The sequence below is a fragment of the Belliella pelovolcani genome (genome assembly GCF_900156785.1).
GTDB lineage: Bacteria > Bacteroidota > Bacteroidia > Cytophagales > Cyclobacteriaceae > Belliella > Belliella pelovolcani.
This window is the reverse complement of record NZ_FTOP01000020.1, coordinates 1-23,725: the sequence shown is the minus strand read 5'-3', so window position 1 is coordinate 23,725 and position 23,725 is coordinate 1. Positions and strand designations below refer to the sequence as shown.

Here is a 23,725-nt window from a genome sequence, read left to right as displayed (position 1 = left end):
GGGCGCACAGATTACGCAGATCCTCCCTGTGGGAGGTAAATGATCGGATTTTTTCTTTGGGGGATTGGAGAGGCTAGGGATTGAGTTATTGAGTTATTGAGTTATTAGTTGATTTGGGAAGAGGGATTGGAAGATTGGAAGATTGGAAGATTGGGTTGGAAGGGTAGAAAGTTGGAAGGTTGGAAGGTTGGAAGGATGACAAGTTATGGAGTGAAATATGCTTTGCGAAATACTATAGAAATATGCCTGCGGCGAAATAGAATGGAGTCTTGGAAAGGAATGGAGGTTGGGGGTTGAAGAGGTGATAGACTGGCTGAGAAATGTCTTATTCTCTTTAAAAGTTACAATTTTGGATGCAATTGAGATGAAAAATACCCTGAACAGGGTATTTTTTTTGGGTTGACGGCTAAGTAATTTTACGAAGGTGATTAAACGTTTTGATATTAATTTTCATCTGGCACTATATAAGGGAAGTTTGAACTGATTTTTAGAACCTTATCAAAGATCTTATTTATTTTTTTGGGGCACGGGATTTACGGTTTCCTGTGCCCCGTTTCTTTTTTTAGTGGAAGGAAAGAAAGAAAAAGGGAAAAGAAAAAAGGTTAAAGGAGGACGGAATGTTAAGAAATGATCCCATTGGATCATTTTAGTGACGGGCCAGGTTGTAGGGTTGGTTCCCCGAGGGGTCGGGGTGTCCCGAGGGATCGGGAGAAAAAGGTTAAAGGGGTACCACGAATTACTCTAATTGCACTAAATAGGGCTTTAGGAGTTTGAGATGTTCAGGTTGCTTTTAAAATGGATAAGCTAGTTTGGGGTGTTTTTTAATTTAGAGCGCTGAAGCGCTGGGATTGGTACGAATGGATCGTGCATAGATTCTTTGGTAATTTGCCACGGAGGGTTGGAGGAGGACGGAGGGATGGAAGGGAATGAAAATGTTTAATTGCCCCGAGGTGTCGGGGCTGCTTAATTGTTTAGGGGGAAAGTGAAACGTCTGAGGGTTTGGGATGGGATTTATAGTCTGGCGTCGACGTTTTGTTTGGGAAGAGTGGATTTGACGTCGAAGATGACTTGGTTGTTGGATTTTTTGAGATTCAGTTTGAGGAAATCTTGGTGTGCCACGGCTAATACTATGGCTGAATACTGATTTAGATTTGGGAGTTGTGATTGATCTAGCAGATCTACACCATATTCACGCTTTACCTCTCCCCTATTGACCCATGGGTCATATATATCGACTTCCATGTCAAATGAACGCAATTCATGATAGATATCAATCACCCGGGTATTGCGGTAATCAGGGCAGTTTTCTTTGAAGGCAAAACCTAAAATAAGCACCTTAGCCTCTAGGACTTTGAGGTCTTTTCGCATCATGTGTTTGATCAACTCAGTAGCGACGTGCTTGCCCATGCTATCATTGACCCTTCTACCGGCTAGGATGATATCTGGATGGTAGCCTACTTCTTGGGCTTTTTGTGCTAGATAATAAGGATCTACTCCAATACAATGTCCCCCTACTAGCCCTGGGGAGAAATTCAAGAAGTTCCATTTGGTACCTGCTGCTTCTAGCACTTCTTTGGTATCAATCTCAAGTAGATTGAAGATTTTGGAGAGTTCATTTACAAATGCAATGTTGATATCTCTTTGGGAGTTTTCGATCACCTTGGCTGCTTCTGCCACTTTGATAGAAGATGCCTGGAAGGTTCCAGCTTCTATAATACTTGCATATAGCTGGTTTATCAAAGTTGCAACTTCAGGAGTACTCCCTGAGGTTACTTTTTTGATTTTGGTAAGGGTATGTTGCTTGTCTCCTGGATTGATTCTTTCTGGTGAGTATCCTACAAAAAAGTCCGTATTGAAGCTTAGTCCTGATTGTTGCTCAAGTACTGGCACACAGTCTTCTTCGGTACAGCCTGGGTACACTGTGGATTCATAAATGACAATATCTCCCCTTTTGAGTACTTGTCCGACAGTCTTGGAAGCAGCTATCAGCGGGCTGAGGTCTGGTCTATGGTGTTTGTCTGTAGGTGTGGGTACGGTGATGATGTAAATGTTTGCTGCCGCCAGATCTACTGTTTGGTTGGTTAGCATCAATGATTCAGCATGAACTACTTCTTTTAGAATACTTTCCTCCACTTCCAAGGTATCATCTAAGCCTTTTTTGAGGGCATTGATTCTTGTGGTGTTGATATCAAAACCAAATACTTTATATTTTTTTGCAAATTCTACTGCTAGTGGTAATCCTACGTAACCTAGGCCTATGATTGCTAATTTGGAGTTGTTGAGGTCTTTTGAAAAAGCTGTTTGCATTGTTTTTAATTTAAGAAGGGTAAAGATAAGGGAAAAAGGGGATTGGGGATTAAATTTTAGATTTCAGATTTCAGTCCCGAGGGGTCGGGGAGATTTCAGCGCCGAGGGGTTGGGAGAAAAAAGGATAAGGGTAAAGGATTTCTCGCAACGGGCGCAACGAATGGCGCGGCGAACGCAACGGAGGGGTTGGGAGGAAAAGGAAAAAGGTTAAAGGGGGTAGAGGTTGATATATGCTTTGCGATATAAAGTAGATATTTGCCTTCGACGATATATGGAGAGTTGGTTAGAATTCGAAGTTCATCAGTAAAATATCGAATTACGAAGGGGAAAGAATTTGTTTAATTGCCCCGAGGTGTCGGGGCTGCTTAACTGTTTAGGGGGTTTAAGGGAAAAGAAAAAAGGTTAAAGGAGGACGGAACGTTGAGAAATGATCCCATTGGATCATTTTAGTGACGGGCCAGGTTGTAAGGTTGGTTCCCCGAGGGGTCGGGGTGTCCCGGGGGATCGGGAGAAAAAAGGGATAAGAGGAGAAAGGAATTAAACATAAAGGTCGCACTATCCCTTACTTTGGTACTACTTTGGTGTTACTTTGATACTACTTTGGTACTACTTTGCTAGGGCTCTCGTACTCGCAGAACTTGTCCCGGTACGGGAGGGTGCTGAGGTGCAAAGGAGTGGAAGGGGAAAGAGAAAAGGGGTACAAAGTACAATCCGCCACGGTGGACAAGGTGAATCAAGTAAAAGAGGAAAAAAGGTTAAAGGTTAAAGGGGCTCGCAAAGGACAGCTGAGGGGCAAAGGGATGGAAGGATGAGGGAAAAAATGTTTAATTGCCCCGAGGTGTCGGGGCTGCTTAACTGTTGAGGGGGAAAGGGTACAAAGTACAATCCGCCACGGCGGACAAGTTGAACCAAGTAAAGGAGGAAAGAAAAAGGTAAAAGAAAAAAGGGAACCACGAATTGCGCGAATTTCACGAAGGGGAGTTTTAGGAGTTTGAGATGCCCCGAGGGGTCGGGGTGGTGAAGTAAGGGGTTTGGGGTTGGAATGTTTTTGAATTTGGAGCGCTGTAGCGCTGGGATTGGCACGAAAGGGAATGCGTAGAGGTTCATTGGAATTGCCACGGAGGCTGGGAGGAGCATGAACTAGTTGGGTTTTGAGTTTTTGGGATGGTGGTTGTCGGCTGTGGGATGGTGTTTGACCGTTGAATTTTGATGTTTGTCGATTTGATTTTTAAATGTTGATTCTGAATCTGAGCTTTATTGCCATAACTCAAAGGTGAGAAAAACTTGAATTATGGGAGATGGGGTTAGAAATATTGTTTTGGAAATCTGTGTATTATTGCTTGCAGCATTATTTTTTTATACCGGAATCAGTAAGCTTATAGATGCTGAGCAGACTTATTACAGTTTGAAAAATCAGGTTTTTGCTGATTGGATGGTGAATTTGATCTACTACTCGCTCCCTCCTATGGAATTGATCACTGCTGTGTTTTTGGTAATTCCTCCACTTAGAGGTTTGGGAATCAAGCTAAGCATCCTATTTATGACTGCATTCACCTTGTATATAGGTATAGTGATGACTGGGTTTTTTGGAAGAATTCCTTGTTCATGTGGCGGAGTGATCAGTAAGCTAAGTTGGGGAGCGCATTTGCTATTCAATATTGTATTTCTAATTATTTCCATCAGTGCCTTCTTCTTAGTGAAGAAGAAAAGAAAAACTCAAAATTCTCATCTATTAAAGATCAAATAGGCAAATCCGTAACGCTATCTCTCTTACCAGGTAGGAGCATAGCAACAGCAGGGGGATAGTCAGTCGACCCTCTCAAAAATGCGAAAGCTGAATCGACTGGATAGTTCATTAATAAACACTAACAACCATGAACAATGTGATTAAAAACCTCCTACGAGGAGGTGTGCTGATGTTGGCAGCGGTATTTGCTTTTGCATTTACGCAGCCGAAACAGTCACCTGTATTTGCGTTCAATCCAATGACGCAAGAATGGGATAATTTGACAGCATTAGAGTTTGTGATAGGGACAGATTATATCTGTAACGAAAGCTCAAATATCTGTACTGCCAACTACATCAATGATGATCCAGTAAACGAAGACCCTATTCTTACAACAATAGTTGAAGGGGATTACATTAGACTGACCACAAAATAACGATGTGGTATAAAATCATCAATTAAATAAAGTAAAGGGTGAGATCATTGATTTCACCCTTTCTTTGTTAATTATCTAGGATTAGGAGTCATGCCACTTCTTTGAAGTTCATTATCAGGGATCTGAAAGGTGTACTTGGGGCTATTAATTGGGAGGGTATAGGTTTCTCCTACAATCTCTTTTTGTAAGGTAATAGCTGTATTTGGATCATTTGCTAATCTTCTAATATCAGACCAGCGAAGACCTCTTAATACCAATTGCTTCCTCCTTTCAAGGAGAACCCTTTGTAATGTTTCTTGGGCTGTGAGGTTTGCTAATGGCTGAAAAACAGTGTGATCAATCCGATGTTCCAATAGGTAGTTCAAAAGTTCGATTGCTTCACTGGTTTTGTTTTGCCTAGCCTTTGCTTCAGCAGCTATGATGATTATTTCATCATTGGCTATTCCTGTGAAATACAATAAATTACCCATGTATGAACCTCTGTATGCTCTTCCAAAAGCTGTAGGGGCTGCAAAAAACAGAATTGATCTTAAATCACCCTGCTCATATAGGTTCAATAGATTTGGATCAACGGGAATAGTTGGAAATGCTGAAAATGTATAGGTTATGGAATTGGTATTGAAAACCACCTCTTGATTGAACCTCTGAAAAGGTCTGGCAGGTGCTGGATTAATGTTATTATAATCCATTAGCTCCTTATTAATTGCTAAGGAAAGATCTGCAAACTTTTCGGCGTTTTGATAATCTCCTCTTATCAGGTAAATCCTAGCTAGTAAGGCATAAGCTGCTTGTTTTGAAGGTCTAGATTTGAATTGAGCTGATTCAGGAAGGAGGCTAATGGCTTCATTCAAATCAGTCAACATAAACTCATAAGTTTCTTCAATAGATGCCCTTTGAACAATAGTTGAAACATCTGAAAAATCTCTCAAAGGCATCCCCAATGGTTCATTCGCAACATCTCTGCTGTAATGAGGCATGAACATTTGCGATAACTGGAAATAGGCATGAGCTCTAAAGAACAAAGCGGCACCTTTGATTTCCTCCTTCCAAGCTATTTCGTTTGGTTTGATTTGAACTTGCTCTAATCTTTCCAAAACCACATTTGCATAGAATATTTGCTCAAAGGGCCTATTCCAGTCACCAACCAAGCCCCCTTCATAAATATCATCCGCCCAAGTGAAGGCATTTCGTTGAATTTCAGGAATGGCATTCCACCCTTGCGGAGTAGGGAGTAATTCATCAGCAGCGGCAATTTGTAGCGCTGGTGTAATGTTCATCACCAAGGCATCTGAATCCAGTAAACCTTGCAAGTCAATGAGGCTCTCGGGTAATAGCAGAGACTTTTCTGGCTTGACATCTAGAAAATCCTCACAAGAAGTAAGGAGGATTAGGGACAAGAGTAAATATGATATGTTTTTCATGATTATGTCGATTTAAGGTTTCAAATAAGCTCATCAGTAATGCTTGTAGCATCAAAGTCTGTCGACGGTTGAAAGTCATCTAAGCGTATGAGCATTTCGTTTTTGTTGTGGATTTTTATCAGGTATTTTATCATTTGGGAATGCATCTGTAATGATCAAAATATCGATTAATGGTTTGGGATTTGGGTTTAAACTTGTAATTGAAATTAGTTGCTGCATGATTGTTTATTTAAAAGTCAATTCTAAGACCTAGAGAAAGGCTTCTCTGCGGAGGCAATAATCTAAAATCAGGGTCTATTGGTTGATCTGTCGCTTTCCATAATAGGCCTATGTTATTGATGTAGGCATATATCTCGGCTCTTTGAAAAGGAAGACTTGAGAAACTTTTCCTATCAAGTGTATAGGCGATGCGAATATCTTGCAGTCTGATGTGATCACCCTTTTCGACGAGTGCGGACGAATTGCTGTAGAAATTATCCCTTTGTGCATTATTTGTCAGCGGCCTTGAAGGGACGATTGTGGTGAGTTCATCTCCTGGCTGTTGCCATCTACTTGTGTAATCTCCATGGAGTGGGTTGCCGCTAAACATGATACTATACCTTACAGATTCTCTTCTAAAGTAATAGCCCAGTCTATATGCTATATTGAAAGAAAGGGAGAGGTTTTTCCATTCGACATTATTTCTCATAGCTCCAAATGCAGTCGGGGTAGCACTTCCGTGAAATACCAGCGATTCGGGTGTCACAGCATTCATTACAGCGGAATAATTTGAGCTGGGTTCTGCGTCTAAAAAGCCCATTGGATCACCTGTGGTGGGATCTAAGCCTGCAAATTGATAGCTATAGACTGCAAACAATGGATTGCCTGTCAATGGTACAGGTGGGAAATTTTGAGCCCCAGCTCCATTCTGCAGATAGGATGCTACTGCTGCTTGCAGTTCATAATCCAATACCTCCTCTTTCAAGGTAGTCAGGAAAAACTCCGAAGTCCACCTGACTCCTTTGTCCACAAGTGTTGATCTCAATGTGAGGTCAAGTCCTCTGGTCAGCGTAGAAGCTGTATTCCCTCTGAAAGTAGTCACCCCAGTAGAAGGTGCATAAGGGATGCTTCCTATCAAATCAATCCCCTTTTTGCTAAAGTATTCAATAGAGCCAGAAAGAATGCTGTTTTTCATTTCAAAATCTAGGGCGAGGTTTGTCGTACTCACTCTTTCCCATCTTAGGTTAGGATTTGGTGGGTTTTGAATTCGGGCAAATGGCAAACCTGTATTGGTGCTCAAGCCAGAGAATGCAGAAGTGATGTATGCAGAGATGGTTCTATCTAAATTGCCATTGTACCCATAGGTCGCTCTGACTTTGAGGTATGGAAGCCAGCTGCTATTGTAAAAGCCTTCTTCCTGAACCTGCCAATATCCTCCTACTGACCAAAGCGGGACTCCACGCATGTTTGCATTGACACCAAATAGGTTAGAAGCGTCTCTTCTTGCACTTGCGGAAAGACCGTATTTATTGTCGAAAACATAAGCCCAATTGGTATAGTAAGAAAGAAATCTATCGGTAGTGCCAGATAAACCCTGTAGGTTAGGAATTCGAGATTGGGTAGCTCTATTTACTGAGAGCGGGAATTCGGAGATTAAATTAACGGGTTCGGAGAAAGCCAGCTCATCTCTGTATCCAAAATACCTGGTTCTGGTTAAGTCAAAAATTACATCTTTGATTTCCGTCCCGGCGATACCAGTGACCTGATGTTTGTCTTGGTATATTCTATTGTAGTTTATTTGAAACCTACCATTGTGACCTCTGGAATTTCCTTGTGAAAAATCTAAGATTCCACCCAGTGGAATTGGTCTTGTCAGGGTTCCATCTGGGTTTTCTTGTGTGTATCTATTGATGAGGTTTCTTACAAAGTAACTTTCAGCAGAGCGATGATGGTTTTGCGTGTTTTGGCTTCCCCAATATTGGTAACTTAACTCAGCCTGAAGCCCTGGAATAATTTCATAAGACCCTCTAAAGTTAATTCTATAATCATTGAGTGTGCTTTTGTTGTCAATTTCGTCAAGGTCATTCAATGGAGCATATCTCCAATCAAGGTAACCTAAGGCTTCTTTTTCCTCTATAAATTCTCTTCGGTAATCCTTGACAATATGGATAGGGTTACCCATATCATCTACCAAAGCTGCATAAGGTGAGAGTCCTAGTCCTGATGTTGAATTCATTTGGGATTCACCTTGGTTGTTATTTTGGGTAATGGCATTTGTATAGTAAATCCCTGTATTGACCTTAAGTTTGTTGTTGTCTGATTTGAAAGTATTGGTGAAGTTTATTGAAGTTCTATCTCTTCCATTTCCTATCAGGTTGTTGGCTACCTTATCATGACCAAGAGAAATTGCGTAATTGTGGTTCTTTGATCCACCTGAGATATTGAAACTATGCTGCTGGTGAGCTGAAGGTCTATAGAAATACTGCTGGAGGTCATTCCTAACATCCCTTTGGGCGAGTAATGCTAATTGACTATCCAGGGTATTTTGATCAATACGTCCATCTCTTTGTGCAATCAATAGTTCAACGACTGGTGATACTGGGGCTCTCACGATAGAATTCTCAACATTGTTGTAAACTCCTTGGGCAAAGAGTTCCCTTTCAAGGCCAATGAAATCAGCAGGGCTGATCTGAGGTCTATAAAAGAGGTCGGGTCTTTCACTTGAGGTAAAATTACCATTGTAAGTCACCTTCATCTTTTTGTCGAAAGCTCCTTGTTTGGTAGTAATGATGATCACGCCATTGGCAGCTCTTGCTCCCCAAATAGAAGCTGCTGCGGCATCTTTTAGGACAGTTATACTTTCTACATCATTGGGGTTGAGCGTTGAGATATTTCCTTCATAGGGGAAGTTGTCAATGACGATAAGTGGCTGGTCATTGGCGAAAATGGTACTTCTCCCACGGATACTTAGGTCAGGTCTATCTCTGCCTTGCACCCTTCTATTGAATATTAAGCCAGGAGTGACATCTTCAAGCCTGTCTAGTATATCTACAGACACTCTTCTGTTGACAAGTTCTCCATCGATTTGTACAAAGGAACCTGTAGCTCTTTCCTTGGGCAACTGTTGGTATCCTGTCGACACCAATTCAAATTCCTGCATAGCCAAGCCTTCATCCGACATTTTGATAATAAGGTTTTCATTATAAGGAATTGTAAGGGTGACTTTTTGGGTTTCAAAGCCGAGGTAACTGATGGTCAATTCTACTTTACCTTCTGGTAATTGAATTTGAAATTCCCCATTTTCATCAGTGACTACTGCCCTATTTTCATCTGCATAGATGATGGTTCCTGGAAGTGGTGCGTTATCCGATTGGTTGACCACCTTTCCTTTGAGTAGTGTGGCATTCTGCGCCAGCATGCTATACTGTACAGCAAAGGCAAGCATGCAAGAGAGTAAAATTTTCTTCATGGTTGTTGATTTTAGATTGAGACAATTGAATTAGTTTGGTACTCTTTTGTAATTAATATGTATCTGAGATCACTAGGACTGGCAATTTTTCTTTCTGGGCTATGAAGTCAAGGCCATAAGGTTCTAAGGCTTTTCTGATGCTCTGTATATCTGTCATGTTTCCTTGCAGCTGCAAATCGATATTGTCACTCAATCCTGACTTATCCACTAGGGTGGCATCCAAGTCTTGGAGGTATTTGGTATTGAGTATGGAAATCAGCCAACTTACTTTCCTATTGGTCATGGAGAATTCTGAGAAGCTGTCTTTGAGTGTGGATTCAGAGCACTTGGTTTTCAACTGTGCTGCTTTTTCTTCATCTGTAATTACAAGGGCCCAGATATCTATATCTTCCATGATTACCTGGGCTTTATATTGTGGGAAGTAGCGATTGAGGTCATCCCGCATGATTTCAAAAGCGGCATCTCTGAAATTCTCAGCCAAAAAGAGTTCGTAGCAAAAGGCATTTCCTTGTTTCTTCCAGTCGGTATATTTTTGGCCAGAACCATCGAATTGGATATTGTCTAAGTGCTGAACTTCTAGTCGAAGCCGATTTTGAGAGAAAGTAGTTGTAAGTTCTCCATAGGCCAGTTTGTAGAGCTGGATGATTCCCATGTTATTGACAATGATTCGCTCGACTTTTCTGTGCTCGTCAAAATGGACTTTGTAAGCCCCAATAAGCCCCTCTGTAAAACCAGCTATGGAACTTTGAAAAAGCAGTGATTCTGGCTTAATAATTTTGGATTCAAAGTAGGGCTGCTCGAGGTATGAGGTTAGTAAAGTCATGTCTCTTTGGTTGAGCATGGGGGCATTGTCTTCTAAAGCTTTTTGGATATTCTCTGCTGTGACCTCAGAGGATTCGGTAAATGCCAGCACATTCCCTTCTTGATCTATCCATACATAGTGTGGGAGTATTTTATGTGGGAAAATGGTTTTGAGGACAAGGTCATCCGTAACCATGGGCTTATTGATGTCCTTCAGCTTGGGCATTCGAGAAAAAAGCTTTGCTACCTCCTCTTTGTCCTGATAGGTGACTGGAAGGATATCTAGATCATCTCCGAAGGCTTTGTCTAGGCTATCTAACTTGGGAAAGCTCGCGATGCATGGTGCACACCAAGTTGCCCAGAAGTCGAGGATCAGAAGTTTGCCTTTATAGTCGGAGATTTTAATAGGCTCTCCATCATTGTTGATAACATTGGTGAATTTGAAGTCGGGGATTTGGTCGCCGATTTTCAGTTCTCCGACTGCTTGTGGGGATTGGGCGAAGGCTACTTTTGTAGCTAGTAGGAGGAAGAGGGTTAGAAGGATTTTTACCACAGATGAACACGGATGGACACTGTTGAAAAGTGATTTGGGAAGTTTAATTGGATTCATGGGATTAGGTATTTGGTTACTGGGTTAATAGTTATTTGCTCCGAGGGGTCGGGGTAGTGGTTTAGTGAAGACCTTCGAGGTTTTTGGAAACCTCAAAGGTCTCGTCAAGAAGAAAGGGAGGCCGGCGGGGTTACGGTTGTTTGGGGTTGTGCCGGCCTGGGGAGTGAACTCCCCCACTCCACCGTCCAGTAGTGTCGTCACCGTGTGTGTATCCGGACTACTTGGGTTTATATTCGTCGTTTAACCTTATGAGGAAAGTAGACGGGGAGGCCCTGGGGATTTCAGCCCCGAGGGGTCGGGGAGATTTCAGCCCCGAGGGATCGGGGTGTGATTGGAAGGTAGGGGGACGGGTTGGTTTCATGGGAAAGGAGGTTAAAGGTTTGAAAGTTGGGGGTTAGTGGTTATTTGCCCCGAAAGATCGGGGTTGCCCCGAGGGGTCGGGGTGGTTGATTGAGCCCCGAGGGGTCGGGGTGGGATTAGTTATTGGGTTATTAGGTATTAGAAAGTTGGAATGTTGGAAGGTTGGGGTCATAGATTGGAAGATTATAAGATTTGAAAATTGGAAGATTGGATTCGTGTTTGAAGGTTTGGAATTTGGTAGGTTTCATGGGGGGTTGTTTTTTGTTTTTGGTTGATTGAGCCCCGAGGGGTCGGGGTTGATTAGTTAATGGTTGATTTAGTTATTGGGAATTAGGGATTAGAAAATTGGGTTATTGGTTGATTGAAGTGTGTGCATTAACCTTTGAGGTCTTTTTTTGACCTCGAAGGTTTTAGAGATTTGAGGAAATTGCCTCGACTTATTGAGTTTCGTGCTTGTCGACATGTAAGAAAAACCCCAGCGCAGTGCGCAGCAATGTGGACCGCTGCCAACCAGTTTAGCATTACTTGTTTTTAGGGTTAGAAATTGAAGACACTGGCCAGGGTTGTGACTTTAAATCTTAGATCTTAGTCCCGATAGCTATCGGGAAGATTTAAGATTTGGCATAGGGGTATCCTTTGATCATCTTGGGGATGATTGAGGCTTTACTTTTCACATTGTTCCTTGGGTTATGCATCCTTTCTTGTAAAAAAAGGGCATAGCTGTATCAGGCTAGAAAAACTTGCGTTTTTTCAGCTGGTACAAGAACAGGGAAAAGTTCCTGATGGCTAAGAAATAAGTATTGGATCTTTCGGATGGTGCTTCTGCAGGAGCTATATGATCAGAAAGATTGCGAGCGCACCCATTAGCGTAGATAGGTTGGAAAAACGAAGTTCATCGGGGGCTCGTCTCGAATGGGAATACCTGAGCTATCCTGAGGGCTCTAGCTAGCAGTCCATGGGATAGTCAAGACCGAAAGCAGATCTCAGACAGGAGATTTGATGATATTGCGCTGAATCTCTTGTAGGGAGATGATTCTACCGAGCTGATAAGGGGAAGTGCAAGCCAAACCCTCCACCCTGCTTGGCAAGGTGTGCTGCGGTCGCGCAAAAAGATTGATGTGTGTAGTGCTCGCTTTCATAATAATAAATTTTATCAAAACGTCTCTTGAGCAAAAAATAAAGCCATTGGTGTGAGCCCTCTTTCTTGCCTAAACTGAGGTACCGCCAAGCACCTTGGAACAAGCAAGCGAGTAGCTCACGCCAATGGCGTGAGCATTTCCCACTTCGTCTCGTTCCTTATTGAATTTGGCGGTTTTCAGTTAAGAGACAGCAGTGCGAATGCTTCGAAAATCAAATCGAATTATTCACGAATATAATATTTTTCAATCTATGATAAACTTTAATTCAGTTGTAAAATATGATAATTTCATATAACCCTTCAAACTTAAAGAATTATCAATAGACAATAATACATATTATTATATATAAATACAACTTTTTACATATTTTATTTACACATATTTCAAGATTAACTTGTAAATCTATTTAATAGTAATAAACGGGGTTATTTTGGAAACAATACACAGGGGGAAAATTCTTAAATCAATAGTAAAAGCACACGCTAAAACTGGTTCTAAAATAGCCAGTGATGCAGGGTATAAAGATGGTACTATATATAAGCATTTTCAAAAGCAAGACTTACCTTTTGAAATAATTATGAAGTATGGTATAGCTATGAACCACGATGTTTCAATTGAATTTCCAGAAATAATAAATGAACCATCATATCCAAATTTTAAGAATAAGTTAAATAGCTTGAATTCAATAAAAAGTGATAATATTGAAAATGAATGGAAGGAAAAATACCATACTCTTTTAGAAAAGCATCACGAAATTCTTTTAACAAATATTTCACTAAAAGAAAGAATATCTGAGCTCGAAAAGCTACTAAAACAATAGAATCAACTAATATTAAAGTGAATCAAAACAAAAAAATAGGAGCACTAACTATTGAGAATGAAAATACCCTGAAGAGGGTATTTTTTGTTTATGAGGGAATAGGTAGGTTTGATAATTCGGAAATAGACGCCATAATGGCATCTATCACTCCGAATTGGAATGCTTCACGCCATAGTGGCGTGAAGAAACTCGTTGTGCAAAATTTTAAAAAATGAAAGAACTCATACAAAGACTGTTAAAAGGTGAAGGAGAATTAAACCTATTACTCCTTGAAGCTAATGAATATGCAGAGTCCTATAATGATACAGAACTCGAACAATTTATTAATAACGAATTGAATGGATACAATTCAGAAATACCTTCTTACAGGAAAATTAAGGGTGAAATTATATGTACAATTCAAACTGCATATGGTATCCAAAACAATACTCCAATTGATTTATCAACTGTGTCAGAAAAAGTGGGTTTTGATTTTAATATCATTCACATACCTGATGGTATTGGCTTTATTCAAGACAACCTAAAAAACATTACTAAAGATATAGTAAAAAGACAGCTTCCACAAGAACTCGTGAGTTCACTTAACCAAATTGTTAACTACAATAATCCAAATATAACCGTACTTGAAGCTTTCCATCAATTCGGGAAAAGTACCCTTCAAAATATTTTAACAGTTGTACGGGAAAAACTGATTCAACACCTAAGAAGATTACAAAAATCAGCAAAACCAACATCACTAAAAAATGTGCAAAAAGAATCTAATACTAAAGTAGTAAGGGAGAGAATTGATGTATTTGTAACGTATGCTTGGGAGAATGACCAACACAATGATACTGTTATTTCATTTGTAGACTTCTTAAGAAAAAAAGGCTATAACGCATCAATGGATCGATTAAAAACTCAAGAAGAAACTGCAATTCATTTCAAAAAAATGATGATTGAAGCCTTTGAGTCTAATCAGAAAATAATAACAATACTCTCTCCAACTTATAAGCAAAAAGCAGACTCAATGAAAGGTGGTGTTGGTTTTGAGTTTTCTATGATTTTAGATGAAATTGAGACTAATCAGAATAAATTCATTTTTGCTCATTTTGGAAAAAGCGAAAGAGATGAAATTACACCTAAAGGAATTGCAGGAAGAGAAATATTAAACCTTAAATTAGAACAAAATATTGAATTTGTCAATTTACACAGCAAACTTCAAAGTAAAAACACAATTCATTTTACAGATGTCTCTGAACAGATTGAAGAAATTCAACAAAAAGAAATTAAACCATTCAAACTATGAAAAACTTTGCACAACATTGTATAAGCATAATGCGAGCTGAAAAGTTAAAATCAAGCATTTTTTTTCCAAATAAACTTTACTCGGGCAGACAGTGAATCGCTTTGAAATCCCGCACTACGCTTATACTTGACCGTTATAGGGCAATTTAAAAGACGACCAACAACAATAAGACAGAAATGAAAATATTTATTTGTTACAGAAGTACTGACAAAGATGAAGGAGACGACATCATTTCTGCTTTATTGAAAGATTCAGAAAATACTGTTGCAATATTAAAACAGACTGAACACGTTGACAATTGGAAAGAAATTGTTGAAGCTAAGCTAAAAGAAAGTGATTTTGTAGCATTCTTAATCGGAGAAGAAACATTTAAAAGCGAACAGATAATTTGGGAATATGCAAAAGCAAAGAGCCTGAATAAACAAATAGTTGGTATTAAACTCAAAAACGCTTCTGAAGAATCTATTCTTTTTTGCCAAGGTTTTCAAGTATTTGACAACTCTAATCAGACATTGAAGTATCTCGACAAAATTTTTGTTAGTGACCGACTGCTTAAAATTGAGCAATACAAAATAATGGTAAGCTCAACAGAGAAGGTGACTGATGCAAGGATGAAAGTAAATAACTTGTTTTTCACAATAACATCATCAATATTATCAGTAGCCTTTGTATTAGGCAAGACATACAGTTTTATTCCTTTGAGTGTTGTCGCAATGACAATTCTAACAGCCCTCGCATTACTGACGACCTATTTTTGGGAAAAATTAGTAAAATCATACGGAAAATTAAATACAGGGAAATTTAAAGTCATTGACAGAATTGAAAAAGAGTTACGAACTAATATGTTCGAAGAAGAATGGCGAATCTTAACTCAGGAAATAGATTATGAACCAAATACAAAAACAGAAACTAAAATAGTAACACGTTTCAGACTATTCATTTATCTAACCCTAATTATTGAAATTATTTATTTGCTCTATGAATTATTTCAAAATTTCAATCTAGCAGAATGTATGTGCAATCATCTAAAATAAAAATAAAATGGCAAAAAGAATTTTTACAAGCTTTGCAATTGAAGATGCAAGAATTAGAGACCTATTTGTAGGTCAAGCAAGACACGACAAAGTTCCTTATGAATTAGTGGATATGTCAGTCAAGGAACCTTGGAGTAGTGAATGGAAAACTAAATGCAGAACTAAAATAAAGGGTTGTGATGGTGTCGTAGTTCTAATTTCAAAAAACTTAAAAAATGCTGATGGAGCAATTTGGGAAATCAATTGTGCAAAAGAAGAAGGTATCCCAATATTAGGAGTCTATATGACAGGTTGTAACATATTTGATTCTCCTAACGAATTGAATGGTATAAAAAAAGTAACTTGGACTTGGGCAAACATTGCAGATTTTGTTAATGGACTTTAAAAAGTATTTTTTATGAACGCAGATAATTTCAAAATTAATCTTAACCAAAATCTTTGGGGATTATTGTTAGCATTACTGACTCTTGGGACAGCTGAGTATTTTAGATTATGCACACTTTATTGGTTTGGTATAATTCTGAGCAGTTTAACAAGTATTTCATTTGTCGTGACATTATTGGCCTACACATTAAACTACTGGAAAGGTAAAATGAAGAAATGAACAATTGATGAAGAGAAGAAAAACGCCCTATAACATTTAGCCCACTAGAGAAAAGTCCATGCAAAAAGCCCTGATTGATGTGAAAATCTATTAGGGTCCCGATAGCCATCGGGATACGTGGCTGTTGACTGACATCCGCAGGGTGAAGGGCTTGGTAGGTAGAGATGCTCTTTACTTTTTGTTCCCGTGATGCCACGGGACAGGCTCTGATATAATTGGGACAAGTTACATCAGCGCTCAAGGCCATCGCTGGCTTCCCAGATAGGAGGAACTCCATCCCTATCGGGAGGCAGGCCATCCCTATTCGGGAGGAAATCCTGGATCTCCCGTGTAACCGTCCCGCATTAGACGGTTATTTTTGATTTATTTATTTCTAATTTACTAATATCAATATTGGTAAGCCTTCTTTGCTCTTTAGCTGCGAGATAAGCCCGATCATATTCTTCCAAACTCTTCTTAAGAAGAGCATAATCGTCACCGGAAGGAAAGATAATCAATCTGGTGAAGGGATTTTCAAAGTTTAAAGGTATAAGAGGGAAATCCTCCCTTCGGAAAGGTCTCCCGATTCTTTTTTGTAAGCATTCAAGACAGAGCATTCCATTCCCTACTCCATACTTATTCCAAATATCTTTGGTCACCATGTAATAGTTGTATCTCGGATTTGTTGTTCTGATTCCACAATCTTTACAATTTCTGTCTGCTGATTTTTTCATATTGGAAGATAAATTGGTCAAGTATATATAAATAGTTCTCAAGGTGGTTAAAGTCTTCAATCCTGCTCGATGCAGATGGGTTTGGATCATGTATAATCTAGTTTTCAAACTATTTCTTAGCCTTGCTACTAGCCTCCATGACAACAATCAAAAAAATATCCCCCACCTTGAAAAGGTAGGGGACCAGCCTACAGTTGGCTTGAGCGATTAAACCGCTTTCTACTAATTACCTGGCTATCTTCAGAGTGTCTTACTACAAATATGACTTTCTCACACATTTCAAGAATCAGTGTTTTTGGATAATTGAAGATTTTCTATTGATCCCCATCCTCCATTGCTTCATACAATATAAATCCCATTTTCATATTCAAGTTTAAAAAACTGATTCTTAAATAAACGGTAATTAGTCGTTTAATGTCGGCTAATTCACTCAACTTGTTCTGGTCTTCGCCTTCTAAGATTTATACACTTTGGTTATTCTACTAACAAAAAAATCCCAATAATCATTTTATATTATTAGAATGAAAAATGACAATCAAATCAACAAAGAGAGACTTAGAGCCGAGCTCAGTACCCTTGAATCAAGAATTCAAGCGAAAATCATCCACCTCTGCCTAAGCAACAAAAAGCTTCCTTTCGAAAGACTTTCCAAAGGCCGACAACTCAAAGACTCAATCCGCCAAACCATCCAATACCTTGATCAAGGAGAATTTGAAAAAGTTGAATTATACCTAAAAGAACTGAGTTCACAAGGGCTCATCATCAAAACCCCATTCAATTAATCCCCTATATTTACAAAAACCTTAATTTAATCCGTAAAAATACCCTGTTCATGGTATTTTTTGTTTGTGGGGGAATGGGTAGGTTTGGTAAGCTATCTCTTAAAATAAGATAGTGTTTATCATTATATTTTACTCAGTTCAAATAATCCTAAATTCAAGAAATAAATATAATATTAAAGTTTAAAAAAATTCAACACATTTAATTTTGCTCTTTTGCAGAAACAGAAAACCAGATCAATTTCTTTTAAAATCAATATCTTTGCACCGAATGCAATTTAGATGAGCCTAAAAGCAATAAATAGAATCAAGGTGGTGCTAGTTTAGGAGAACCTGAGCAGTAAATGGCTTGCCGAACAACTTGGTAAAAACGAAGCAACAATTTCTAGGTGGTGCACTAATGACGTACAACCTACTTTGAATACATTAGCTTCAATTGCTGAATTACTTGGTGTTTAGATTACTGACTTGATAAACAACGAACAGAAATAGATAAATGGATAATGCAACCAAAATATTAGAACTAAAAAAAAGGCTCTCTGATGAAACTCAAAAAGTCCAGCCAGATAGTGCTTTGATTGCATCCATTAATGAAGAAATCGAAGAATTAGAAATCACTCAAATTCCATTTACTGTATCAGCAAGAACGGCTCGACTAATTGGACAAGAAAACTTCGCAAATGCTGAGGGAGCTATAATTGAGTTAGTAAAAAACAGTTATGACGCAGATGCTTCTGTTTGCATAATAATTATCGACCCTGTTAATGACAGTATTCGCATATTAGACAACGGTGATGGAATGACAGAAAAAATCATTCGTAATCAATGGATGACCATTGGAACTGATGATAAGAAAGTTAATTTTAAAACGAAATCAAGAATAAAAACAGGGGCTAAAGGGATTGGTAGATTTGCATTGGATAGACTCGGGAAATCTAGCGTTATGATAACCAAAACTTTAGATTCTGAGAGCCTTGTTTGGGATGTTGATTGGAATCAGTTTGACAACTCAGGAGCAGTAATATCAGATATTAAAGCAACTCTGCAAATTGGTAATAGTGATTTTTGGGGTGAAATTATTGAAATGCAAAATTTCACTGGATTAAAAGAACCTATTATTGACCATTGGAAGGAAGAAAAAGGAACCTTAATTTCAATTGATAATCTTAAAGATACTTGGGATGAAAGAGCTACTCAATCTTTGTACTCCAATTTAGAAATTCTAGTACCACCTTTAGAAACGAATATTTTTCAATTATTTCTTTATAGCACCTTAGAACCTGATAAGTATGGTAAGGTTCTACCAACGTTATGTGACGATTATGATTATAAAGTTACTGCAACCGTAAACGATAGTCAATCGGTTTCAATTAAAGTTTCACGTAACGAATTAAACTTTGGTGATTTAAGGAGAATTGGATTTTTTGAAAAATCCAAACTCAATGAACCGCAATACCAATTTAGTGCATTTGAGAAAGGTGAGTTTGAAATTACAACTAAGCTAGAAACGCTGATAGCTGGATACAAAGGAATTGATAAAAACAACAACCTTAGTAAAATTGGAGCATTTACGTTTTCATTTTACTTTATGAAAAGAGGTGGCGGCCAAGAAAAAGATGAAGAGGTAGGCAAATATCCTTATAAGGCTGTAAATTATAGTAATAGAACAAGTTGGCTTGATAAATTTGGAGGAATCAAAATTTTTAGAGACAATTTCAGAGTACGCCCATATGGTGAAACAAAAAGCAGCTCATTTGACTGGTTAGATTTAGGTAAAAGAGCGTTAAGTAATCCAACAGTTACAAGACCAGGTTATAGAGTTCGTCCACAACAAGTATATGGTATTGTAAATATTTCGAGAATTGACAATATTAATTTTGAAGATAAGTCAAGCCGAGAGGGACTTCAAGAGAACGACACATTTACACTTTTCAAAGAGATATTGAAATCAGTAATAGAAATTTTTGAGCAAGACAGAAATCAAATAATGATGACTCTCAAAAAGATCTATGACGAGAATAATAAAAAAGCTAAAGCCAAAGAAGAGGCAGATAGGATAATTAAGAATAAAAAGGATAAAAAAAGTGATTCTGACTCATCTGATCCTAGTGCTGACAAAGACACTTTAATAAATGCAATAGAAGCATATAAAGAAGATATTGAGGAGTTGCAGGATGAGCAAAAGATTTTAAGAGTATTGGCTAGCGCCGGTTTGATCGTGACATCCTTTGCTCATGAATTTAAAAATCATGCTGATAGTATATTGCCTCGCACATATGAGCTTTTGGAAGTCCTTAATCAAGTAGTAGACGAAGCTAAAGTAAGTCAACTTCCTGATTTTTTTAATCCTTACAAGATGTTGGAGGATATGAAAAATCAAGATATCAGATTGAAAGCATGGTTAGATTTTTCAATTTTATCTGTCAGGAAAGATAAACGCACAAGCAAAGTGATTAATTTAGTGGCTTATGTTGAAAGTTTAAAAAGAATTTGGACTCCTCTACTATCAAGACGAAATATTAAATTAATAGTGGACAAAGGCAATTTTTTGGATGTTCGGTTTAAAGGTCACGAAATCGATTTAGATGGAATATTTCATAACCTTATAGTAAATTCTGTAGATGCATTTAAACGGGAAGATTCTTCCCCTGATCGACAAATTAAAATAAGATTCTCGATTAATTTCAATGAAAAATTAGGAATAAGTACAGTTTACGAAGATACAGGCCCAGGTCTTTTAGATGAAATTATTGAACCTAATAAAATTTTTCAACCTTTTTTCACTACAAAAAGAGATGATAAAACAGGTGAAAAGACAGGTACAGGACTTGGAATGTGGATTATTAAATCTAATGTTGACGGTTATAATGGAGAAGTTGAAATATTAGAAGCTAGGCCAAACTTTAAAATAAAAATTCTTTTGCCGCATTATTAAATAGAAAATCGATGAGTAAATTCAAAATTGCATATATTGATGAATCAGATGAAGAAATCGGAAAATTTCAACGATTTTGTTTTCCCACTTTTGAAGTAATTCCAATTACTCCAAAAGCTTCAATAGAAGAAACATGTTTAACTATTCTGGAAAACCATGTTGATGCAGTAATATCTGATTTTGAATTTTCAGAACAGGTAAGTGATATTAAATACGATGGTACAGACCTCATCAACCTTTTCTTATCTAAAAGAGAGGGGTTTCCTGTTTTTATTTTCACTTCATATGAACCCGAAGCTATAAGTAAAAGTGATGATGTAAATATTGTATACGAGAAAGGTGAGAAATATTTAGCTGATGGCTCAGGAAACATAACAAAAAATCAAAGATTAATTGAACGAATAAAACTTCAAATTGAAAAATACAAACACAAATTAGAAACTGACGAAAAAAGACTTTTAGAATTAATTGCTGAGAGCAAAAAAAGAAAACTTGATGCTTTGGAAAAAGAAGAATTGGCTGAATTAGACTCTAAAATAGAAAAAGCATTAGATAAAGAAAGTAGAATATCGAATCTTCTGAGGGATGATAAAGAAGCATCAGAACTTTCTCAGTTACTAAAAAAGGTTGATGAACTGGCTAAATCATTAGGGAAGAAAGATGAGTGAATTACCATTTAGAGAAGTTCCGCCTAAAAGGAGTTATGCTGGTAAAAAATTATCAGACTATAGAAGGTACAAAGATTTCTTAGCTCAAGACTTTGAAAATAGATGTGGATATACATATTGTCTAGATTTTTGGTTTGGAGGCAAACCAAATTTTCAAATTGATCATTTTAAACCCAAATCCAAGTTTCCCGATTTGGAAACAGATTACGATAATCTAGTTTATTCTTGCTCGTTCGTTAATAGAGCTAAAAGTGATGATGTGGGTTCATACCTTGACCCTGTAAATGAAGATTACAATACACATTTCTACAGAGATGAATTAGGAAATATCTACCCTAGAACGGAATCTGAAGCGGCAAGATATATGTACATAAGATTGAAGTTGTATCTTAAAAGACATAGTATAATTTGGATGCTAGACCAACTTGAACAGAGGATGTTTATCCTACAAGAATTAATAGAACACTCACAAAACGAACTTGCAAAATCCTTATTAGTAGAAGTTACAATGCGGTATAATAATTACAAAAGACACCTCAGGGCCATTCAATGAAAAACGCTTTCAAATATTTAAGTCAATATTCTACAACTCCAGAACATGTGGACAGGCTTATTATTTCTGCATTTCTTGAAATCAACAAATTAGAGCTAAAGAAAAATAAACTTCTTAAGTTGTACTCCATTAGTAGCAAAAGTAAGGAGGAACACTCATCACTTCTTGAATTTGTATCAGCAATCTATTCAGATACAAAAGCATTTGGATTCGAAGAACTCATTGAACTTTTTGAATTTGTTATTTCTCCAGCAGACAGAATTATTAACGGTGCGATTTATACACCTCAAAACATTAGGTCTTTTATCGTTTTAGAAGCGTTTAAGAAAATCAACGCCATAGATAATTCTATTAAAATATCTGATATCGCAATGGGCTGTGGTGGTTTTTTATTCAATGCATCTATTGAATTAAAAAAGAGAACAGGCAAAACTTACTCAGAAATATTTAGAAACCACATCTTCGGTTTAGACATCCAAGAGTATTCAGTTAATCGAACTAAGTTGCTTCTCTCCTTATTGGCTTTGCAATCAGGAGAAGATATAGAAAAATTTCAGTTCAACTTATTTCAGGGTGATTCCCTAGATTTTGATTGGAGTACTGCGATAGCTGACTTCAATGGGTTTTCCATTATACTAGGAAACCCTCCATATGTTTGTGCAAGAAATCTTGACAAAGAAACTAAAGAAAAATTAAAGAATTGGGAAGTTTGTAAATCAGGTAACTCAGACTTATACATTCCATTTTTCCAAATTGCAATTGAGAATTTGGCTGAAAATGGCACTCTTGGATTCATCACTATGAATTCATTTTTCAAAAGTCTTAATGGAAGAGCTTTAAGAGATTATTTTCAAAGAAAAGAACTTGCTATTTCAATTATAGACTTTGGCTCTGAACAGGTTTTTAAATCAAAGAACACCTATACTTGTATTTGTTTCATTGAAAACAAGAAACAGCAATTCATTTCATATGCAGAATCAGAAACAAAACAGCTGGCAGGTAAACACTCTTTTAAGAAAATTAAATACAACATTCTTGACTCTAAAAAAGGTTGGAATTTAAAGGACAACAAAACAATATCAAAAATTGAGTCAACAGGAATTCCATTTGGTGAATTATATCAAACGAGACACGGTATAGCAACCTTAAAGAATGATATTTATATTTTTAGACCAGTTTACGAAGACGAGAACTATTTCTATCTACAAAACGGAAGTCTTTACAAGATTGAAAAAGGCATTTGCAAGGATATTGTAAACTCGAATAAGTTAAGCAGAGAGGTTAGTCTAAATAACCTTAAGGAGAAAGTGATTTTCCCATACGACCAACAAGAAAAACCTAAGCTACTTGATGAGAATCTAATGAAGGAAAGTTTTCCTGAAGCATATAAATATCTACAGAACAAAAGAAAGATTTTAGCAGAGAGAGATAAGGGAAAAGGGAATTATGAAAACTGGTTTGCTTTTGGCCGAACGCAATCATTAGAGAAGATAAAAAATAAAATGTTCTTCCCAAAGTATTCGGACAGGACACCAAATTTCATCATTAATTCTGATGACGACTTGCTTTTTTACAACGGACTTGCGGTAGTTGGTAGCTCAGAGACAGAAATGGAAATTATAAAAAAAATAATGGAATCCAGCATCTTCTGGTATTACATCAAGACGACTAGTAAGCCTTACTCTTCTGAATATTATTCATTGAACGGAAATTACATTAAGAATTTTGGAGTTTGTGAACTGACAGAAAAAGAAAGGAAATTTTTAATTGAAGAGACAGACCAAAATGTATTGAATGAATTTTTTGAAGACAAGTATGAATTAAAAGTGACATAAGCCCTCGCTATTTGTGGCACATTTTTCAAAACCGCTCAAGCCATTTCACAAGCCAAAGTTTTTGCAAAAGATCCACTAAGCCTACGCACCAAAACAGACAAGAATTGACAATGAAAAAGACGACAGAAAAAGAAGGGCGAAGGCCTAACATTTGTATCCCTCCGACCAACCCCATCTTGTAAAGAATGGATTTTATTTTGGACGGTATTCTTCCCAGTTTGATGGGAGAAGTTGATAAAGGTCTTTTT

Annotated in this window: 20 protein-coding genes; 12 read left to right on the top strand and 8 right to left on the bottom strand. The window is 37.6% G+C overall.

Annotated elements, in window-relative coordinates; genetic code table 11:
- Positions 1-1,011: 1,011 nt before the first annotated feature.
- Positions 1,012-2,307 (bottom strand): nucleotide sugar dehydrogenase, encoded by a 1,296-nt coding sequence (locus tag BW935_RS16390; RefSeq protein WP_076502872.1) that lies wholly within the window; start codon positions 2,305-2,307, stop codon positions 1,012-1,014.
- 1,291 nt (positions 2,308-3,598) lie between these two features.
- Between BW935_RS16390 and BW935_RS16380 the strand changes: the two genes are divergently transcribed.
- Both BW935_RS16380 and BW935_RS16375 read left to right on the top strand, forming a co-directional pair.
- A complete protein-coding gene (locus BW935_RS16380; RefSeq protein ID WP_076502870.1) occupies positions 3,599-4,054 on the top strand; it encodes a MauE/DoxX family redox-associated membrane protein in 456 nt (151 codons plus the stop codon).
- A 127-nt stretch (positions 4,055-4,181) separates the two neighbouring features.
- Complete coding sequence (locus tag BW935_RS16375) at positions 4,182-4,469, top strand: hypothetical protein (RefSeq protein WP_076502869.1); 288 nt, start codon at positions 4,182-4,184, stop codon at positions 4,467-4,469.
- Between the two features lie 71 nt (positions 4,470-4,540).
- On the opposite strand, the gene BW935_RS16370 is transcribed toward BW935_RS16375, so the two are convergent.
- The 5 genes from BW935_RS16370 to BW935_RS18485 form a co-directional block, all read right to left on the bottom strand.
- On the bottom strand, positions 4,541-5,890 hold the full coding sequence (locus BW935_RS16370; RefSeq protein WP_076502868.1) for a RagB/SusD family nutrient uptake outer membrane protein: 1,350 nt from the start codon (positions 5,888-5,890) through the stop codon (positions 4,541-4,543).
- Between the two features lie 75 nt (positions 5,891-5,965).
- Positions 5,966-6,109, bottom strand: coding sequence for a hypothetical protein (locus BW935_RS18490; RefSeq protein ID WP_175606686.1), 144 nt, complete (start codon positions 6,107-6,109; stop codon positions 5,966-5,968).
- 10 nt (positions 6,110-6,119) lie between these two features.
- Positions 6,120-9,338, bottom strand: coding sequence for a SusC/RagA family TonB-linked outer membrane protein (locus tag BW935_RS16365; RefSeq protein WP_076502867.1), 3,219 nt, complete (start codon positions 9,336-9,338; stop codon positions 6,120-6,122).
- A gap of 52 nt (positions 9,339-9,390) precedes the next feature.
- Positions 9,391-10,749 carry a TlpA family protein disulfide reductase gene (locus tag BW935_RS16360; protein ID WP_084565980.1) on the bottom strand — a complete coding sequence of 453 codons (1,359 nt, stop codon included), beginning with the start codon at positions 10,747-10,749 and terminating at the stop codon, positions 9,391-9,393.
- Between the two features lie 1,343 nt (positions 10,750-12,092).
- Positions 12,093-12,248, bottom strand: a complete 156-nt coding sequence (locus BW935_RS18485) for a hypothetical protein (RefSeq protein ID WP_175606654.1) — start codon at positions 12,246-12,248, stop codon at positions 12,093-12,095.
- Positions 12,249-12,678: 430 nt separating this feature from the next.
- On the opposite strand from BW935_RS18485, the gene BW935_RS16355 reads away from it, so the two are divergent.
- The 4 genes from BW935_RS16355 (at position 12,679) to BW935_RS16335 (ending at position 15,775) form a co-directional block, all read left to right on the top strand.
- Positions 12,679-13,068, top strand: coding sequence for a hypothetical protein (locus BW935_RS16355; RefSeq protein WP_076502865.1), 390 nt, complete (start codon positions 12,679-12,681; stop codon positions 13,066-13,068).
- 211 nt (positions 13,069-13,279) lie between these two features.
- Entirely contained in the window at positions 13,280-14,356 is a 1,077-nt protein-coding gene (locus BW935_RS16345; RefSeq protein ID WP_076502863.1) for an AbiTii domain-containing protein, read from the top strand.
- A gap of 176 nt (positions 14,357-14,532) precedes the next feature.
- Positions 14,533-15,390, top strand: a complete 858-nt coding sequence (locus BW935_RS16340; RefSeq protein WP_076502862.1) for a RipA family octameric membrane protein — start codon at positions 14,533-14,535, stop codon at positions 15,388-15,390.
- 7 nt (positions 15,391-15,397) lie between these two features.
- Positions 15,398-15,775, top strand: coding sequence for a TIR domain-containing protein (locus BW935_RS16335; protein ID WP_076502861.1), 378 nt, complete (start codon positions 15,398-15,400; stop codon positions 15,773-15,775).
- A gap of 563 nt (positions 15,776-16,338) precedes the next feature.
- Here BW935_RS16335 and BW935_RS18130 read toward each other — a convergent pair.
- On the bottom strand, positions 16,339-16,707 hold the full coding sequence (locus tag BW935_RS18130; RefSeq protein ID WP_175606685.1) for a hypothetical protein: 369 nt from the start codon (positions 16,705-16,707) through the stop codon (positions 16,339-16,341).
- A 521-nt stretch (positions 16,708-17,228) separates the two neighbouring features.
- Here BW935_RS18130 and BW935_RS16320 point away from each other — a divergent pair.
- The 6 genes from BW935_RS16320 (at position 17,229) to BW935_RS16295 (ending at position 23,477) form a co-directional block, all read left to right on the top strand.
- A complete protein-coding gene (locus BW935_RS16320) occupies positions 17,229-17,489 on the top strand; it encodes a hypothetical protein (RefSeq protein ID WP_076502858.1) in 261 nt (86 codons plus the stop codon).
- 330 nt (positions 17,490-17,819) lie between these two features.
- Positions 17,820-17,945 carry a helix-turn-helix transcriptional regulator gene (locus tag BW935_RS18800; RefSeq protein ID WP_262484376.1) on the top strand — a complete coding sequence of 42 codons (126 nt, stop codon included), beginning with the start codon at positions 17,820-17,822 and terminating at the stop codon, positions 17,943-17,945.
- Positions 17,946-17,982: 37 nt separating this feature from the next.
- Positions 17,983-20,421 (top strand): sensor histidine kinase, encoded by a 2,439-nt coding sequence (locus BW935_RS16310; RefSeq protein ID WP_084565979.1) that lies wholly within the window; start codon positions 17,983-17,985, stop codon positions 20,419-20,421.
- Between the two features lie 11 nt (positions 20,422-20,432).
- Positions 20,433-21,089: a hypothetical protein gene (locus BW935_RS16305; protein WP_076502857.1), complete on the top strand. Its 657-nt coding sequence runs from the start codon at positions 20,433-20,435 to the stop codon at positions 21,087-21,089.
- Positions 21,082-21,642 carry an HNH endonuclease gene (locus BW935_RS16300; RefSeq protein WP_076502856.1) on the top strand — a complete coding sequence of 187 codons (561 nt, stop codon included), beginning with the start codon at positions 21,082-21,084 and terminating at the stop codon, positions 21,640-21,642. Before BW935_RS16305 ends, BW935_RS16300 begins: the two co-directional genes overlap by 8 nt.
- Positions 21,639-23,477 carry an Eco57I restriction-modification methylase domain-containing protein gene (locus BW935_RS16295; protein WP_076502855.1) on the top strand — a complete coding sequence of 613 codons (1,839 nt, stop codon included), beginning with the start codon at positions 21,639-21,641 and terminating at the stop codon, positions 23,475-23,477. Before BW935_RS16300 ends, BW935_RS16295 begins: the two co-directional genes overlap by 4 nt.
- Before the next feature lie 25 nt (positions 23,478-23,502).
- On the opposite strand, the gene BW935_RS18585 is transcribed toward BW935_RS16295, so the two are convergent.
- On the bottom strand, positions 23,503-23,725 hold a 223-nt coding region (locus tag BW935_RS18585), incomplete at its 5' end, for a hypothetical protein (protein ID WP_217695381.1).

Bases quoted from the DNA above. Each gene is read 5' to 3' on its own strand.
- BW935_RS16390 (WP_076502872.1), bottom strand. From the start codon at position 2,307: ATGCAAACAGCTTTTTCAAAAGACCTCAACAACTCCAAATTAGCAATC.
- BW935_RS16380 (WP_076502870.1), top strand. From the start codon at position 3,599: ATGGGAGATGGGGTTAGAAATATTGTTTTGGAAATCTGTGTATTATTG.
- BW935_RS16375 (WP_076502869.1), top strand. From the start codon at position 4,182: ATGAACAATGTGATTAAAAACCTCCTACGAGGAGGTGTGCTGATGTTG.
- BW935_RS16370 (WP_076502868.1), bottom strand. From the start codon at position 5,890: ATGAAAAACATATCATATTTACTCTTGTCCCTAATCCTCCTTACTTCT.
- BW935_RS18490 (WP_175606686.1), bottom strand. From the start codon at position 6,109: ATGCAGCAACTAATTTCAATTACAAGTTTAAACCCAAATCCCAAACCA.
- BW935_RS16365 (WP_076502867.1), bottom strand. From the start codon at position 9,338: ATGAAGAAAATTTTACTCTCTTGCATGCTTGCCTTTGCTGTACAGTAT.
- BW935_RS16360 (WP_084565980.1), bottom strand. From the start codon at position 10,749: ATGAATCCAATTAAACTTCCCAAATCACTTTTCAACAGTGTCCATCCG.
- BW935_RS18485 (WP_175606654.1), bottom strand. From the start codon at position 12,248: ATGAAAGCGAGCACTACACACATCAATCTTTTTGCGCGACCGCAGCAC.
- BW935_RS16345 (WP_076502863.1), top strand. From the start codon at position 13,280: ATGAAAGAACTCATACAAAGACTGTTAAAAGGTGAAGGAGAATTAAAC.
- BW935_RS16340 (WP_076502862.1), top strand. From the start codon at position 14,533: ATGAAAATATTTATTTGTTACAGAAGTACTGACAAAGATGAAGGAGAC.
- BW935_RS16335 (WP_076502861.1), top strand. From the start codon at position 15,398: ATGGCAAAAAGAATTTTTACAAGCTTTGCAATTGAAGATGCAAGAATT.
- BW935_RS18130 (WP_175606685.1), bottom strand. From the start codon at position 16,707: ATGAAAAAATCAGCAGACAGAAATTGTAAAGATTGTGGAATCAGAACA.
- BW935_RS16320 (WP_076502858.1), top strand. From the start codon at position 17,229: ATGAAAAATGACAATCAAATCAACAAAGAGAGACTTAGAGCCGAGCTC.
- BW935_RS16310 (WP_084565979.1), top strand. From the start codon at position 17,983: ATGGATAATGCAACCAAAATATTAGAACTAAAAAAAAGGCTCTCTGAT.
- BW935_RS16305 (WP_076502857.1), top strand. From the start codon at position 20,433: ATGAGTAAATTCAAAATTGCATATATTGATGAATCAGATGAAGAAATC.
- BW935_RS16300 (WP_076502856.1), top strand. From the start codon at position 21,082: ATGAGTGAATTACCATTTAGAGAAGTTCCGCCTAAAAGGAGTTATGCT.
- BW935_RS16295 (WP_076502855.1), top strand. From the start codon at position 21,639: ATGAAAAACGCTTTCAAATATTTAAGTCAATATTCTACAACTCCAGAA.